The sequence below is a fragment of the Neobacillus sp. YX16 genome, from assembly GCF_030123505.1.
GTDB lineage: Bacteria > Bacillota > Bacilli > Bacillales > Cytobacillaceae > Neobacillus.
Window position 1 is genome coordinate 3703825 of record NZ_CP126115.1, and the last position, 14607, is coordinate 3718431.

Consider the following 14607-nt stretch of genomic DNA (forward strand, 5'->3'; position numbering starts at 1 on the left):
TTTTTACTTACCCCATATTTGCTGCTGGAAACTGAATGGTAACCGTTGTTCCTTCACCTTTTACGCTATCAAAGTGAATGGTTCCTTTATACTTTTCAGCAATATTAAAGCAAATCATCATCCCTAGGCCAGTTCCTTTACTTTTTAACGAGTAAAATGGTGTACCAAGAGATTCCATTTCTTCCTTTGACATTCCTTGTCCACTATCCGTTACTTTAATTTCAACCAAGTTCTTATTCCTTTCAGCGGTGACCACAACAGAATCACCAACTTTCGATGCCTCAATCGCATTTTTAATAATGTTAATTAATAGCTGTTTAAATTCGATTGTATTCGCAGCGATATAACAATCCTCCACCACACTTAGTACAATCTCATTATGATGTAGGAGGCCGTAAGTGTTGAGTAGATCCGTTACACTTTGAAGAACATTCTTTACATTTACTAGTCCCGTTTCAGTGTCTTTGTCGGGCTTAGCAATGGATAAAAATTGAGAAATTACCTGTTCTGCACTGTTTAATTCATTAATCAGTAACGAGTAATGCCGCTCACTATTTTCATGATATGTATTATCTTTCTCATATAACTGTAAGAAGCCTTTAACCACTGTTAATGGATTTCTAATCTCGTGTGCCACAGCAGCAGCCAGCTGTCCAGTTATTTTCAGACGTTCTGTATGTTTAATTTGCTCATAGTAGAGCTTCTGTTTCTCCAACCGTCCATGCGATAAGTAAAAAATAAAATAGAGAATGGCTTGGCTTCCCAAAAAGTTAATAATATTTCCAATCAAATCTTTACTTATATAAGGATAAAGATCTCCTCGGTCAATGATGGCAATATAGCTAAAAAGACTTATGATGGACAAAGTATTTAATAGTAAGGAAAGATGAAAGAGTTTTGTATCAAAAAACAAGATTGAAATGGCAGGAATAAAGCATAAAAATATAAAGTTGGACCAGGTATTCGGATATAAAAAGAAGATGGTATAAAAATAACTAGATGCTATGACGATGATAATGATCCTAAGAAAATGTGACTTATATAAAGGGTAAATTAATAAGCAACTAGAAAAAAAGAAAACTAAAACACCATGCATAATATAGCCTAGTCCAGGATGATGAAGAAGTGGATTACCGGCAAACAGCCCAAGTAGCATAAGTGCAATTACCACTAACACTGTGCCGTAATATAACTTTAAATTAATTTGAGTATTTTTGTTCTTCATACTTACCCCTTCTGCTAAGAGCCAAATCTTAATTTGTATCAAACTTCCTATATTCTATCATATTGCTTTATGGAAATATAAAGCTACAGGTTAGATTGTATAAAAAAAAGCCTCAATAGTAACTGAAGCTTAGAGATTATATGCAAAATATTTTAATACCCTCAGACATTTTAATTGGTTTCGGCACATTTCCATATCGCTTTACCTTTTAGTGTAAAAATGCCGTATTCTTTTGTTTTGGCGGAATTTATCATGGCTTGAGCCAATATTTCTGTCGGCAGAGGGTTTTGTGAGCGAAAAATTCCTATTCTATTAAAAAACTGTATGGCTTTCAATCCGGCAACTTCAGCAGTTCTATCACTATTTTTTCGTATCAATACAGGCGGGTTAAAGATTGTTAACTTTGAAAAACCTAGAGCCTTTACAGCTTCTTCTAACTGCCCTTTCATCCTAGTATAATAGAAGGGAGAATTAGGCGAAGAAAAACCAGAAGATACCAATACATAATTATTCACATTGTTTTGTCTGGCAAATTTTGCAAACTGGTATTGATAATCGTAATCCACTATCCATTGAGCTTCTTTACCTCCCGCCGCTTTAAGGGTTGTTCCCAAACACGAGAATAAAACATCGCCCTTCACTAAATGCTTCCATTGTTCTGGTATATCAAAGTTAATAATATGTATCTTTAGTTTTTCATGTTGGATATCCAAATTACGCCTTACAAAAATATCTACCTTATGATAAGAATCGTCTTTTAACAATAAATCCAGCAAGTCTTTACCTGTCGCTCCCGTTGCTCCTATTAATAATGCGTGCATTTTATTCTCCTTATGGTTAAATATAGTCACTCTGAAATTAAATTCTGCGTTTGTTCTAATTTAGGGTAGTAAAGAGGGACCTATAGTTGAAGCCCCTTCTTAATATGATACAAGTTAAAGCTTAGTATAAGTCAAGCGAAAGTCTAAATAAAAAAATCCCCTCCATTTTTTAAAAGAATCCTAGCATCATAAATAGCCTTTTTCTATTTATTTTCAACTCTAAACTGCAGCATATAAATTTAAAAGAGCTAATCGCAAGTTCTCTCCTTCCAGGATTGTAACTTTTTTATATTTGCATAATTCCTTTTCTAAAATGTGTTTGCAATATATAATTTAGTAATTCATTGTTCGGATTTTTTTGATAAAATTCATGAATTAAACGCATGAAGGTGGGGTGGTAAACAATGGAGACGAGACAAATACAATATTTCCTGGAAGTAGCAAAAAGAGAGCATGTAACAGAGGCAGCAGATGCCTTGCATATTGCCCAATCTGCCATTAGCAGACAAATATCCAATTTAGAGAAGGAATTAGGTGTAGAGCTTTTTATTCGTGAGGGAAGGAGTGTAAAGTTAACCCCTCTAGGAAAAATTTTTTATGAACGGATTAAACAAGTGTGGTATTTGATGGAGGATTCAAAGAGAGAAATTAGAGAATATTTAAATCCTGAAAAAGGGACCGTTCGAATTGCTTTTCCGATTAGCATGGCAGCCCATACTTTGCCTCACATTATTTATTCTTTTCGTACTCGTTTCCCCGAAGCAAAATTTCAAATGAGCAATGCCCTTTATTATGATTTGATAGACGGTGTTATAAATGGTCAATTTAATTTGGCGATGATTGCCCCCATGCCAAATCTGGAAAAAGAAAAAAAGATTAAAGGGGACACTCTTTTCACAGAGAATATCGTGGCACTCATCCCTCTTCATCATCCATTATCTGACCGGGAATCCATTCGATTACGGGATTTAAAAAACGACCCCTTCTGCGTTCTTCCTGAAGGATTTGTATTTCGTGAACAAGTTGTTCAAGCCTGTAACGAAGTGGGTTTTTCACCAAATATCGCATTCGAAGGGAAAGATATTGACGCATTAAAAGGGTTAGTATCTGCAGGCTTGGGTGTAGCCTTGATGCCTGAGATGACATTGGTAGATAACACACCACGATCTACCGTCGTTATTCCGATTTCAGATTCGAGACTCACGCGAACAGTCGGTGTTATCTACCCGACCGAACGTAACCTACTTCCCACTGAAGAGTTGTTTTATAATTTTCTTATTGAAACCTATGAAAGATTGAATGAGTTTAAAAAGTAATTTTCAAAACATGATCTTACGTTTAAAATGCAACTAAATTAACAAAATGACTCAGTTCATTAGAATTGAGTCATTTTGTTCTTCTGCTTATTCAACCAAAGCCTCTTTAGTTCGTCGTTTATTATGCCCGCATTTTTTTGGAAAGAGGTGATGTTTTGGCATTTTTAGCTAGAGCTACATAAGCGATGATAGATAACAAGCTTGTTGTGAAAATAATAATTCCGAATGGTACTGCAGAATATTCACCTGCAATCCCTACAAGTGGGGCAGTAACGGCACCTAATAAAGTTGGCAAAACACCCAAGAGTGCAGCGGCGCTTCCAGCAATATGCCCTTGTGATTCCATCGCCAATGTAAAAGAAGTCGGACCTGTAATACCAATTGCTGCGTTTAAAAAGAAAAGTGGAATGACTAACATCATTAACGGGCCATGCAAAAAGACTTCGATTAAGACAATCGTCCCAGATATAAAAGCTAGTGCAAGGCCAATAAGAAGAATACTATCTTCTTTTATCCGCCCTGCTAATAGTTTCACAATTTGAGCCCCTAGAATTAAACTAATGCCATTCAATGCAAAAAGCATTGAAAACACTTTCGGTGTCACGCCAAAAATACTTTGATAAATAAATGAAGCTCCGGAAATGTAGGCAAAAACCCCGGAAAACAATATACCCTGAACAAGAGCGTATCCCATGAATTCCCTATGTTTTAACAAATCTTTAAAATTGCGTAATAACCCCATAAAATCACTAGAAACACGACGTTCTGCAGGTAAGCTTTCTTTGATTTTCAATGCTGTTAAAGTTGATAATAAGATCCCAAAAAAACCCAAAAAGATAAATATACCTACCCAAGAATTAAAAGAAATGATGGCACTTCCTGCAAGCGGTGCAATCAACGGAGCTAGATTACCGATGACTGTTAAGAGTGAAAAAAACTTTGTCAGTTCTATACCACTGAATAAATCACGAACCATTGCACGAGAAATAACAATCCCAGCCGAACCTGCAAATCCCTGTATGAAGCGCAAAATTATAAATACAGTAATGTTCGGTGCAAAAGCACAAGCGAAAGAAGAAAGAGAATACACAATCATAGAAATCAATAAAGGTTTACGTCTGCCATGAACATCACTGAATGCACCCATGATAATTTGACCGAATGCGATTCCTAAAATACATGAGGTCAAGCTTGCTTGGACCATAGAAGCCTTTTGTCTCAAAATAGCCTATAATATTAGGAAATGACGCTAAATACATATCGATCGTAAACGGACCAATTCCAGAAAATACTGCTAAAAGGATAGCGAAAGGAAGCGAATATTTATTCGACTTTAAAACCAATTCCATACAGCTCCTAACTATATTTTCAAATCATAGCATTACTCGACATTTTCAATTTACAACAACGATTTTTCCGTTAGCTGCATTACTTTCCATTAATAAATGAGCTTTATGGATTTCATCAATCGTGAAAACCTGTGCAATAGGCACTTTAATTTTATGTTGTTCAATATGGTCGAATACTTCAACCAGTAAATTTTTATTAAAATTTATTCCGCTATCAAACTGAGTAATATACGTACCAGAAGGAATATCCATCATTGGCTCAAAGTTTTCCAACACCCATTCACCGCCCAGGATACCTGTCATACATAGGATTCCATGTTCTCCGAGTAATTTCAGCGAATGTTTAACTGTCAACGTGCCAACCAGTTCTAAGACTTTGTTCACGCCATTTGGAAAAAGTGAGAAAGTTTGTTCTGATAAACTTCCATCATCAAGTAACACAAAATCGGCACCATATTCTTTTAAAAATTCTAGCTTATTTGTGTTTCGGGTAGTCGTAATGACAGTGGCACCTACACTTTTAGCAAGTTGTAGCGCAGCCAGACCTACGGAGCTTGTGCCTCCGCGGATCAGAAGAGTTTCCCCTTCCGACAGCCGCATTGTATCAAAAAGGGAGGCAAATGCCGTGTAATACATTTCAGGAATGGCTGCTAACTTTACCCAATCCATATCATTATTAATAGGATAAACCTGAGATGATGGGATTAGGGCAAACTCCGCATAACTCCCATCAAACTCGCGGCCAAGACCACCCATTAGTGATACAACCCGTTGACCTATTTGAAAAGAACTATCTGATGGATTTACAATCTCTCCGGCGCATTCAATTCCAATAATTCGGGGGAGCTTTACAGACGGTGAATCCCCCTGTCTGGTAAAAATCTCCGACCGGTTGATACCAAAGGCTTTAATTCTCACCAGCACCCATCCCGGCTTCACTTTAGGGATGGGTACTTCTTGTATAACTAATTCATCTGCTCTACAGGGTTTTTCCAATACAACTGCTTTCATTCTCAAATATCCCCCTTTGATCTAGTGATTTTCTTTTAACAGTTCTGATTTTATTAAGAAATCTCTAGCAACCGATTCTGCGCTTTTCCTCTCGACACTAACCTCATAATTCATTCTCCGCATTTCATCATCTGTAATCTTACCTGAAAGTTTGTTTAATACAGGTACGATTTCCGGGTATTGATTAATCGTTTCCTCTCTTAATAAAGGTGAAGCTTGATATGGAGGGAAGAAATTTTTGTCATCTTCTAGGACAACCAGATGATTTTTTTCAATATCACCTTCTGTTGAATAAACGGCAACAAGATTTAGCTTACCTGTATTTATGGCTTGAAACCTAACGGATGGGTCTATCGTTGCAATGGAATCAAAATTTAATCCATATTCTTGTGACAAACCAGGATACCCATCTTTTCTATCCGCAAACTCAGGGTCAAATCCAGCTTTTACATGTTGCTGAACTTTCACGAGGTCGGAAATCTTTTTCAATTGATATTGTTCTGCAAAGTCTTTCCGGACAGCTAATGCATAGGTATTGTTGTACTCCATTGGGGCGAGCATTACCATATTGAATTCCCTAGCCATCCCTTCTTTTGCCTGTTTGAATACATCTTTTCTGATTGTACTTACTAAGTCTTCCTTCAATAAATCAGAAATGACAGTTCCTGAAAATTCAGGGTAAATATCAATTTCCTCCGATTTTAATGCATTGAAAACAAATGATGTAGAGCCTAAACCTGGCTTTAACTCTACGAGTATGTCTGTATTTTCTTCTATCATCAATTTATACATATAGTCTAGAATTTCCGGCTCTGTACCGAACTTACCAGAGATAATAATCGTCTTTTGCTCTTTTTGGAGAAGAGTCGGACCCACCATCGAACCAATGATTAGGATGGTAATCAATGCAAAGGCACCAGTGGCGACTATCATCTTTTTGAAAGAAATCCCTTCAAGTTTTCGCAGCAAAAGATCAAAAATAATAGCTAAAAGCGCTGATGGCACTGCTCCCAAGATTAAAAGAGAATAATCATTCCGGTCAATTCCTAGCAAAATGATATCGCCTAATCCACCTGCCCCAATCAGTGCTGCAATTGTTGCAGTACCGATAATGAGAATAGTAGCGGTTCGAACACCAGCCATAATGACAGGCATTGCTAATGGAAGCTCGACTTTAAGCAGTCTTTTCCTCCCGTTCATCCCCATCGCACTTGCAGCTTCCAATAAAGACGGATCTATTTCTTTAATACCAGTATAAGTATTGCGTAACAAGGGAAGCAGTGCATAAGCGACGAGCGCAATAATAGCAGGGATGTTCCCTATTCCAAATAGTGGAATTAATAGACCAAGTAATGCTAAAGAAGGAATGGTTTGTAAAACCCCTGTAAAGCCTATGATATATTCGGCTATCCGTTGCTTACGAGTTAAATATATACCTAATGGTATTGCAATAATTAAGGAGAAAAAAAGCGCGATTAATGATATTTCTATATGTTCCAAAAGTGCGTTTAGAAGTTGAGACTTTCTGGCAGATAATACACTTAACAGGTTACTCATGAATATGACCTCCTTCTCTCAAATATTCAGACATGACCTTAAGTGCGTTTTGCCGATAGATAATCCCTACTGGTTTTCCATTTTCCTCTACAGAAATTTGTTCGAACGATGCTAGATGTTCTAATAACTCATCTACTGGAGTTGATAAGGAAATGGTTTTAGTATCAGATAAAAACCCTTCTCCTGCTGGAACAGGTGTAATAAGTTTATTCAAATTAATCGATAATTTCCGTCTGCCAACAAATTCACGTACAAAATCATTCGCAGGGTTCATTAAGAATTCGTTTGGAGTTCCAATTTGGACGATTTCTCCATCTTTCATCAGACAAATACGGTCTCCTAGCTTTAAAGCTTCTTGCATATCATGTGTGACAAAAACAATGGTCTTTTTAAGATTACGCTGAATTTCAAGCATATCATCCTGCAATTTCTCCCGGCTAAATGGATCAAGTGCACTAAACGGTTCGTCCATCAAGATGATTTCCGGGTCACCAGCTAAAGCTCTTATTACACCTATTCGTTGCTGTTGTCCGCCAGAAAGTTCACTTGGTTTTCGATTTCTATATTCTTTTGGATCAAGACCTACCATTTTTAGCAATTCATCAACACGAGCAGTAATCTGTTCTTTGTCCCAATTTTTTAGTTCCGGTACAACTGCAATATTTTCAGCAATTGTCATATGTGGAAAAAGCGCAATTTGTTGAAGAACATAGCCAATATTCCAACGAAGTTCATTGATATCATAGTCGCTTATTTTCTTCCCATTAATCCAAACCCAGCCTTTTGATAACTCGATGAGGCGATTAATCATTTTTAATGTGGTTGTCTTACCAGAACCACTAGGTCCGATTAAAACAAAAAATTCGCCTTTCTTTATTTCAAAATCTAAAGACTTTACGGCAAAGGTTCCACTAGGGAATTGTTTTGATACTTGTTCAAATCGAATCATGTTACCTCTCCTCTTTTAGCATTTGTTTACCCTAAGATTCCTTTGTAAAAACTCCAATTACATAGATGTCTATATATTATTTCAAAATAATTTAAAATCTTTTTAGGATTTTTTCCAACAACTGTTCCACCTGTTCTTTTTCATTGTTTGTTAAACCGCCATAAATGACAGTGTTTATTTTTTCTGAGATCTCACGAAATAATGGTTCGAGCTGGGTTCCCTTTTCCGTAAGATTGATTAAAGTTATTCTGCTGTCCTCCTTACTCTTTATTCTCTCTACAAACCCTAGTTTCTGTAACTTATCAATTAATACTGTTACTGTCGGTTGAGTACGATGAATTTTTTCAACTAGTTCTTTCACGGATAATCCATTTTGTGAGTAAAGACAGACTAAAATATCCCCATGAGATGGGGCGATACCATTCACACCGTGTTTGTTAAGCTCCGACAAAATCAAATTATTTACTGCGTCTCTAATTTTTCCAACTTTTGATGCTGTGTCATATTTTATCATGTTTTTCATTATACATAGATGTCTATGCATTTTCAAGTGAATAAATTAACTTTTTGTTCCTATAGAAATATAAAAAATGAGTTAAACAAAAAAGTGTCAATTCCATGTAGTTTTTCCTACAAAGAGTTTTTGACACCTGTTTTTATATTGATCAACATTCATTATCAGGATCTTTTTTAGTTGCTTTAAAAAGGTATGTCACCCATTCGTTACGTAGATTCTTTTGCTTCAAGAAAAATTAGATGGGTAAATGAGGCGTACCTGCAAACCAAGTGGTTGGCAATAATCCTTGTGAATTGGATGGTTCGTTACTTGAAAAATTACCTTATGATATTTGTGGATAATCTAAATGTAAAAGATTGAAACGAGAACCTACAGGTAAATTAGTAACCAGAGATTATGGCAAAAGGAGTCGATAAGATATGACATGGACTATTGCACTTTCGGTAGTGCTTGGAATTATTATTAAAATGGTAATGAGTCCTCCAAGTGCAGTTGTGGAATGGATTTTTAGTAAATTTGCACTTCATCCAAAACTTAATTCAAAAGATGTTACTGTAACTTATATTGGAAAGCACTTAGAAGAGGTAGAAAAAAATCGTTTGATTGACTATTTTAATGAAGCAACTTTTTTAAAACAATTTGATATCTTTCCAGGCAAAGAAAAATTATTTTTACATCCAGAGACAAACGTTACTCCATTTGTTATTAACGTAAAAAGAGGAAAAAAAGATAGTAAGATCTTGGTTTATTGTTTTGCAGATTACGTTTATGTAGTCAAGCAATACAATAAGAAAGTTGTAGCCTATAATCTTAGGTCTGATAATCTACAAAAATTCACTTTATCTGCCAAGGTAATGACTAAAGATGTTATATAAGACAAGCATGATATGGGTACGGAAAAAATCTATTAATCGTTTTACCCATTTGTATTTCCATGTTTATGTTTCACCTTATATGGGCTTTAACTGAATTATCAAAGTCTGCAAGATGGCAATAGGAAAGAATAATTGAAAAAACGCAAGAGCTTATGCTTGCGTTTTTGTAGTTTTTAATTTTGTTGTACAATAAATCTAGACAGTGATATATAAAGAACCTCAATTCCTAATGACTACGATAGTATCGGGATAGCTCCATAACCATCGCACCCATTCTTTCATGTTCAGGGACTAGCATTTTCTCAACTCCCTCTTCTCTTAAAGCCTCCGCAGTAACTTTTCCGACTGCAACCGCGAGTATATGCCTATTAATAGATTTTAAAAGGCTGTCTACACATCCCTTCTCCCTTGCAAAATTAAAAAGAGAACGGACTTGAATGGCAGTAGTAAAACAAATTGCATCCACCTTTTCTTGCAACAACTCTTCACATAATGTTGCAACGGTTTCTGTTTCTGGTGGAATGTGCTGGTATGGGAGAATCAATGTTACATCTGCACCTTTTTCTTCAAGGAATTTAATTAAGGACGGCGCTTTTTCACCATGAAGCTGAACCATTACTGTTTTTCCAGTAAAATCAAATCTCTCCAAGGATCTAATTAAACTTCTAGTTGTACCATCTTCATCTTGGGCTTCCGGATTAATTCCAAGTTTTTTTAAAGTCGAAAGTGTCTTATATCCTCGCGAAGCAATCTTGGCTTGTTTGATTATGTTTATAAACTGCTGTTTAATCCCCTGCTTCTCTGCTATATCCAACAACGTTTCCATACCGATCCCCGTAGTGAAAACAGCCCAATCTGTACCCTCTTTTACGATTTTATTCAGATTCGGTCCGACCTCTTTTTCCGCCAAAAATACAGTTCCTTGAAGCGGCCGGACAATTGGAATTCCACCCTGTTTTTCAATAAGTAAACTCATCTCATCCGTTTTCCGGGAAGCACCTATAGCTACCCGTTTCCCCATCAATCCTTTTGACATTCAGCTGCCCTCTTTCTATATATAATGGTTAACTAACTAATTACCGTTTCTAAATGCTTTAGGTTGGACTCAGATTTGCTAAGAATTAAGCTTCTCTGTCACCTCAATTCAATATGTAAAAAAACCCAATTCCTTTATAAAGATAACGGTTTAATATCGGACGATATTTTGTCATTTCATCCAAATTGTACTTTCCTGCTTTTCTTTGTTTACTAACAATTTAAAAACATCCGGTCTTGAGTTGGTTTTAATTTGCGATGTTTTCCTAAAAGAGAGCCATCAGACAGAAGTGTTTATTGAATATCAAGGCTTACTCACTTTAATACTATATCATTGATACAATACATGCATTAAACGCATGACTTGGAGTGGTAATAAAATGGAGACGCGACAAATTCAATATTTTCTGGAAGTAGCAAAAAGAGAGCATGTAACAGAGGCAGCAAATGCGCTGCCTATTGCCCAATCTGCCATTAGCTGAAAGATTGAATGAGTTTAAAAAGCAGAAAAACCATCATGCACCCGCAGAGCCATACGTTGTAATCTGGAAAGCTATCCGACTACATTTGAACAGAACGATAGAGAATAAAAAGACACATTAATTAGCTCTGGATATAAAATCCACAGAATTTAATGTGTCTTCTGTTCTCTCCATAAATTAGTAGCTAAAAAAGTCGGCCTAGAAAATGGTTTAAAAAAATGTCTGCTTCTACTTGAGTACAGACTTGAATTTTGTGTTCACCTTCAGAGTGCGCTACGGTTCTCCCGTACTCTTCCCCTTCTATGACAACCTTAACATTCCATTTTTCCATCTTAACGAAACCAGGGTCAATTACAACACCAACAGCAAGAGGGTCGTGTAGGGCACAGCCACCAATACCTGGGTGGAATTTTTCATATGATTGCATATAAAAACTGGTCATATCTGCAAAAAAATGGGACGCATCCGTACCCAAGGCTCGCCAATCAGCCAATCTTGCATTTGGTAATAGTGTCTGCATAGTAACATCAAGACCTACAACAGTTACTGGTAACCCAGATGAAAACACACTATCTGCTGCTTCAGGGTCGGATATTATATTTGCTTCGCTATATGGAGTGACATTACCCTTTACAAAAACAGCACCACCCATGATAACTACCTCTTTTACAAGAGAGACTATTTCTGGTTCCTTTTGAACTGCGAGCGCCAGATTCGTAAGTGGCCCGACCGCAATAATCGTGATCTCGTGTGGACGCTTTTTCACTTCGCTAATGATATATTCCACAGCACCTTCAGATTCTGCTTCCCTGACCGGAGCTTTTTCGAATTTGTTACCTAGTCCATCTTCACCATGAACATGTGTAGGAAATTTTTTTCTAGCTCGTTTTAGAGGTTTATCTGCCCCTGAATATACAGGGACGGTTTTTCCTAGCTGTTCTAAGACTACTAATGTATTACGAGTTGTATTTTCAATAGAGCTGTTCCCAAAGCATGTTGTAAGACCGATGATTTCTAACTCCGGAGAATTTAATGCATAGGCAATAGCCAAAGCATCATCTATACCCGTATCCACGTCCAATATAACTGGCTTCATTATAACTCACTCCATTTAAGATGATTTATGTACTTGTAAAATTCTTCGACTTCCTTTTTGGTTGGCATTCCAGTTTGTGCCCCTAGCTTCGTAACGGAGATTGCCCCAACAACATTGGCAAACCGACATGCCTCTTCGATCTCAAGCCCCTCACATAAAGCAGTCGCCAATGCACCGTTAAATGAATCACCTGCACCTGTTGTATCCACAGCCTCAACCTGGATGCTTGGAATTTCTATTTTTTCACCATTTTTATAAATCAAAACTCCCTTGGATCCTTTTGTTACAATACACTTTTCCTTTAATTTTTCTAATTCTTGATCTGTCCCATCTATGGAAGCAAACAGCAATGCCTGTTCATGTTCATTCGGTGTCACAAAGTCCACCATCTCTAGTAAATCCTTCGGAAGTTTTTGAATAGGTGCCGGATTTAATATCGTTCGAATCCCATGCTTTTTCGCAAGTTCTACGGCTCTATTGACACTTTCAAGGGGAATCTCTAATTGTACTAAAAGAATATTGCTATTTATGATTTTATCTTCATGTCTTCCGATTACCTCCGGAGTTATATGGTTATTTGCTCCGGGAACGACAATAATACTGTTGTCACCTTCCCATAAAATAATAGATGCAATTCCAGTAGAGTTATCCTCAACTTTCAGGATACTTTCTGTGTTTATTCCTTCATTTGTTAAATGTTCCACTAGTGTTTTACCAAAAGAATCGTTCCCCACAGCGCCAATCATCGTTACATCAGTACCAAGCCGTGCTGCGGCCACAGCTTGATTAGCACCCTTTCCACCCGGTATGGTATGAAAGGAATGACCTAACACAGTTTCTCCAACCTTAGGTATTTGAGTTGTACTAGTGACTAAATCCATGTTAATACTTCCAATTATGGTTATTTTCCTTCCAGTCATATCCCCATCATCCCTTTTCTTTTTTTGGAACATACTACTAAATTTGCCTAAACATGACTAATTATGTCATTAAATGACTTATTTTCCATATCAGTTGTTTACTTAATTTTACCTATTATATTTGATTCTTTTAATGTTCCGATAATACTATAGGTAACACCACCGATGATTAGTTCTTTTCCGACTCTCTAATGAGTCTATTTTTTATTTTAACTTATATGTTCAATATATTAATTTATTTAATATTAAAATTAACTTATTGAATAAAAATATAAATTTATATAAATAATTTTAAAAAATAATTTGAAAATTTAAAGAAATAGTGTATGATATGAATAAATAAAAGAAAGGGGAACAGAATGGCATATCCTTTACTCACTAATTGTCCTGTTTGCAGTAGGTCTCTTAAAATCACTAAGCTACAGTGTAACCATTGCCAGACAACAATTGAAAATGAATTTGAAGTTTCAAGACTGGCATCTCTAGGTCAGGAACAGCTGCATTTTATTGAGATTTTTCTTAAATGCCGTGGAAATATCAAAGAGGTCGAGAAGGAGCTCGGAATTTCCTATCCGACTGTCAGAGGGAAATTAGATGAAATAAACTCTACTCTGGGATATTCCTCTCAAAAGAAGCCCGAAGTGGATAAGAAAAAAATAGTATCGTTATTGGAAAAAGGCGAAATTACGGCTGAGAAAGCCATTCAGTTATTAAAAGAGGGGGAAGTTTAATGAAGGATGAAATTTCAAGAGTCTTAACGCTCGTGGAGGAAGGCAAGATTGATAAGGAAAAAGCAAGTGAATTAATTTCTATCTTACAAGGCAAAGATCAGCCAGAGCTAGTGACATTAAAAAAAGAAGCCCCCTATGGTACTAAAATGTTAAAGATTCGTGTAACCTCCGAACAAGGTGATAATGTAAATGTAAATTTGCCAATTAATCTGGTAAAAGCTGTTTTAAAAGTAGGCACAAATATTGCTGAAAAAATACCTGAGGCAGAAAAATATGTAAAAGATATTAACGTAGACTTGCTCATCGAAGCAATTGAAAACGAATTGGACGGAGAGATTGTTAACATCACCTCGGCCAATGGGGATAAAGTTTTTGTGGTGATTGAGTAAATTATGTTAAAAGTCAAGGTGAAAGCAAAGGATATACGATTTTCCATTCCCGTTCCCTATGGTGTTTTAAATTTGGTTAGTTATATTATTACATCAAAAAGGATTAATCTCTTAATAAATAAAGCAATTAAAAAGGATGGCAGCAAATTCATCTTCCCAGAGATTGAAAGAAAAGATTTGAAGCCCTTGCTGCAGGGATTATCTAAGCATAGTGGAGTTATCCTTTTTGAAACGAAATTGAACGATGGAACTGAGGTAGAAGTGAAGCTTTAATAAAACTTCTAATTCGTATTTTTTAAGGGAATCGGCTTCGCCTTCTTTAATAAGAAGGCGT

Annotated in this window: 15 protein-coding genes and 1 pseudogene; 6 read left to right on the forward strand and 10 right to left on the reverse strand. The window is 36.3% G+C overall.

Annotated features, from left to right (window positions below; genetic code table 11):
• Positions 1–7: 7 nt before the first annotated feature.
• On the reverse strand, positions 8–1225 hold the full coding sequence (locus QNH48_RS18015) for a sensor histidine kinase (RefSeq protein ID WP_283951421.1): 1218 nt from the start codon (positions 1223–1225) through the stop codon (positions 8–10).
• A 170-nt stretch (positions 1226–1395) separates the two neighbouring features.
• Positions 1396–2046 (reverse strand): NAD(P)H-binding protein, encoded by a 651-nt coding sequence (locus QNH48_RS18020; RefSeq protein WP_283951422.1) that lies wholly within the window; start codon positions 2044–2046, stop codon positions 1396–1398.
• 404 nt (positions 2047–2450) lie between these two features.
• Between QNH48_RS18020 and gltC the strand changes: the two genes are divergently transcribed.
• Positions 2451–3362 (forward strand): glutamate biosynthesis transcriptional regulator GltC, encoded by a 912-nt coding sequence (gene gltC / locus QNH48_RS18025; RefSeq protein ID WP_283951423.1) that lies wholly within the window; start codon positions 2451–2453, stop codon positions 3360–3362.
• A gap of 121 nt (positions 3363–3483) precedes the next feature.
• On the opposite strand, the gene QNH48_RS18030 is transcribed toward gltC, so the two are convergent.
• The 5 genes from QNH48_RS18030 to QNH48_RS18050 form a co-directional block, all read right to left on the reverse strand.
• Positions 3484–4566, reverse strand: coding sequence for a multidrug effflux MFS transporter (locus QNH48_RS18030; protein WP_349655094.1), 1083 nt, complete (start codon positions 4564–4566; stop codon positions 3484–3486).
• A 190-nt stretch (positions 4567–4756) separates the two neighbouring features.
• Positions 4757–5722: a zinc-binding alcohol dehydrogenase family protein gene (locus tag QNH48_RS18035; protein WP_283951424.1), complete on the reverse strand. Its 966-nt coding sequence runs from the start codon at positions 5720–5722 to the stop codon at positions 4757–4759.
• 21 nt (positions 5723–5743) lie between these two features.
• Positions 5744–7279, reverse strand: a complete 1536-nt coding sequence (gene opuFB, locus QNH48_RS18040; RefSeq protein WP_283951425.1) for an osmoprotectant update ABC transporter permease/substrate-binding subunit OpuFB — start codon at positions 7277–7279, stop codon at positions 5744–5746.
• Positions 7272–8228, reverse strand: a complete 957-nt coding sequence (opuFA, locus tag QNH48_RS18045) for an osmoprotectant update ABC transporter ATP-binding subunit OpuFA (RefSeq protein ID WP_283951426.1) — start codon at positions 8226–8228, stop codon at positions 7272–7274. The genes opuFB and opuFA overlap by 8 nt, the downstream gene beginning before the upstream one ends.
• Before the next feature lie 91 nt (positions 8229–8319).
• Positions 8320–8751 carry a MarR family winged helix-turn-helix transcriptional regulator gene (locus QNH48_RS18050; RefSeq protein WP_349655095.1) on the reverse strand — a complete coding sequence of 144 codons (432 nt, stop codon included), beginning with the start codon at positions 8749–8751 and terminating at the stop codon, positions 8320–8322.
• A gap of 413 nt (positions 8752–9164) precedes the next feature.
• Here QNH48_RS18050 and QNH48_RS18055 point away from each other — a divergent pair, with 413 nt between their 5' ends.
• Positions 9165–9620, forward strand: coding sequence for a YfmQ family protein (locus tag QNH48_RS18055; protein ID WP_283951427.1), 456 nt, complete (start codon positions 9165–9167; stop codon positions 9618–9620).
• A 226-nt stretch (positions 9621–9846) separates the two neighbouring features.
• On the opposite strand, the gene QNH48_RS18060 is transcribed toward QNH48_RS18055, so the two are convergent.
• Entirely contained in the window at positions 9847–10656 is an 810-nt protein-coding gene (locus QNH48_RS18060) for a uroporphyrinogen-III synthase (protein ID WP_283951428.1), read from the reverse strand.
• A 379-nt stretch (positions 10657–11035) separates the two neighbouring features.
• Between QNH48_RS18060 and QNH48_RS18065 the strand changes: the two are divergent.
• Positions 11036–11134, forward strand: a pseudogene (locus tag QNH48_RS18065) (LysR family transcriptional regulator); the annotation flags it as partial.
• A gap of 187 nt (positions 11135–11321) precedes the next feature.
• Here QNH48_RS18065 and QNH48_RS18070 read toward each other — a convergent pair.
• Both QNH48_RS18070 and rbsK read right to left on the reverse strand, forming a co-directional pair.
• Positions 11322–12233: a nucleoside hydrolase gene (locus QNH48_RS18070; protein ID WP_283951429.1), complete on the reverse strand. Its 912-nt coding sequence runs from the start codon at positions 12231–12233 to the stop codon at positions 11322–11324.
• A complete protein-coding gene (gene rbsK / locus QNH48_RS18075) occupies positions 12233–13153 on the reverse strand; it encodes a ribokinase (RefSeq protein ID WP_283951430.1) in 921 nt (306 codons plus the stop codon). The genes QNH48_RS18070 and rbsK overlap by 1 nt, the downstream gene beginning before the upstream one ends.
• Positions 13154–13512: 359 nt before the next feature.
• Between rbsK and QNH48_RS18080 the strand changes: the two genes are divergently transcribed.
• From QNH48_RS18080 to QNH48_RS18090, 3 genes are read left to right on the forward strand one after another with little or no spacing between them, the layout of a single operon-like run.
• The gene (locus tag QNH48_RS18080; protein ID WP_283951431.1) at positions 13513–13884 is read left to right on the forward strand and encodes a DUF2089 domain-containing protein; all 372 of its coding nucleotides are present in this window, start codon (positions 13513–13515) and stop codon (positions 13882–13884) included.
• Positions 13884–14273 carry an SHOCT-like domain-containing protein gene (locus QNH48_RS18085; RefSeq protein ID WP_095251536.1) on the forward strand — a complete coding sequence of 130 codons (390 nt, stop codon included), beginning with the start codon at positions 13884–13886 and terminating at the stop codon, positions 14271–14273. Before QNH48_RS18080 ends, QNH48_RS18085 begins: the two co-directional genes overlap by 1 nt.
• Before the next feature lie 3 nt (positions 14274–14276).
• The gene (locus QNH48_RS18090) at positions 14277–14546 is read left to right on the forward strand and encodes a hypothetical protein (RefSeq protein WP_283951432.1); all 270 of its coding nucleotides are present in this window, start codon (positions 14277–14279) and stop codon (positions 14544–14546) included.
• Positions 14547–14607: the final 61 nt, after the last annotated feature.

Excerpts from the sequence above, each read along its gene's own strand:
- QNH48_RS18015 (WP_283951421.1), bottom strand. The coding sequence starts at position 1,225 with ATGAAGAACAAAAATACTCAAATTAATTTAAAGTTATATTACGGCACA.
- QNH48_RS18020 (WP_283951422.1), bottom strand. The coding sequence starts at position 2,046 with ATGCACGCATTATTAATAGGAGCAACGGGAGCGACAGGTAAAGACTTG.
- gltC (WP_283951423.1), top strand. The coding sequence starts at position 2,451 with ATGGAGACGAGACAAATACAATATTTCCTGGAAGTAGCAAAAAGAGAG.
- QNH48_RS18030 (WP_349655094.1), bottom strand. The coding sequence starts at position 4,566 with ATGGTCCAAGCAAGCTTGACCTCATGTATTTTAGGAATCGCATTCGGT.
- QNH48_RS18035 (WP_283951424.1), bottom strand. The coding sequence starts at position 5,722 with ATGAAAGCAGTTGTATTGGAAAAACCCTGTAGAGCAGATGAATTAGTT.
- opuFB (WP_283951425.1), bottom strand. The coding sequence starts at position 7,279 with ATGAGTAACCTGTTAAGTGTATTATCTGCCAGAAAGTCTCAACTTCTA.
- opuFA (WP_283951426.1), bottom strand. The coding sequence starts at position 8,228 with ATGATTCGATTTGAACAAGTATCAAAACAATTCCCTAGTGGAACCTTT.
- QNH48_RS18050 (WP_349655095.1), bottom strand. The coding sequence starts at position 8,751 with ATGAAAAACATGATAAAATATGACACAGCATCAAAAGTTGGAAAAATT.
- QNH48_RS18055 (WP_283951427.1), top strand. The coding sequence starts at position 9,165 with ATGACATGGACTATTGCACTTTCGGTAGTGCTTGGAATTATTATTAAA.
- QNH48_RS18060 (WP_283951428.1), bottom strand. The coding sequence starts at position 10,656 with ATGTCAAAAGGATTGATGGGGAAACGGGTAGCTATAGGTGCTTCCCGG.
- QNH48_RS18070 (WP_283951429.1), bottom strand. The coding sequence starts at position 12,233 with ATGAAGCCAGTTATATTGGACGTGGATACGGGTATAGATGATGCTTTG.
- rbsK (WP_283951430.1), bottom strand. The coding sequence starts at position 13,153 with ATGACTGGAAGGAAAATAACCATAATTGGAAGTATTAACATGGATTTA.
- QNH48_RS18080 (WP_283951431.1), top strand. The coding sequence starts at position 13,513 with ATGGCATATCCTTTACTCACTAATTGTCCTGTTTGCAGTAGGTCTCTT.
- QNH48_RS18085 (WP_095251536.1), top strand. The coding sequence starts at position 13,884 with ATGAAGGATGAAATTTCAAGAGTCTTAACGCTCGTGGAGGAAGGCAAG.
- QNH48_RS18090 (WP_283951432.1), top strand. The coding sequence starts at position 14,277 with ATGTTAAAAGTCAAGGTGAAAGCAAAGGATATACGATTTTCCATTCCC.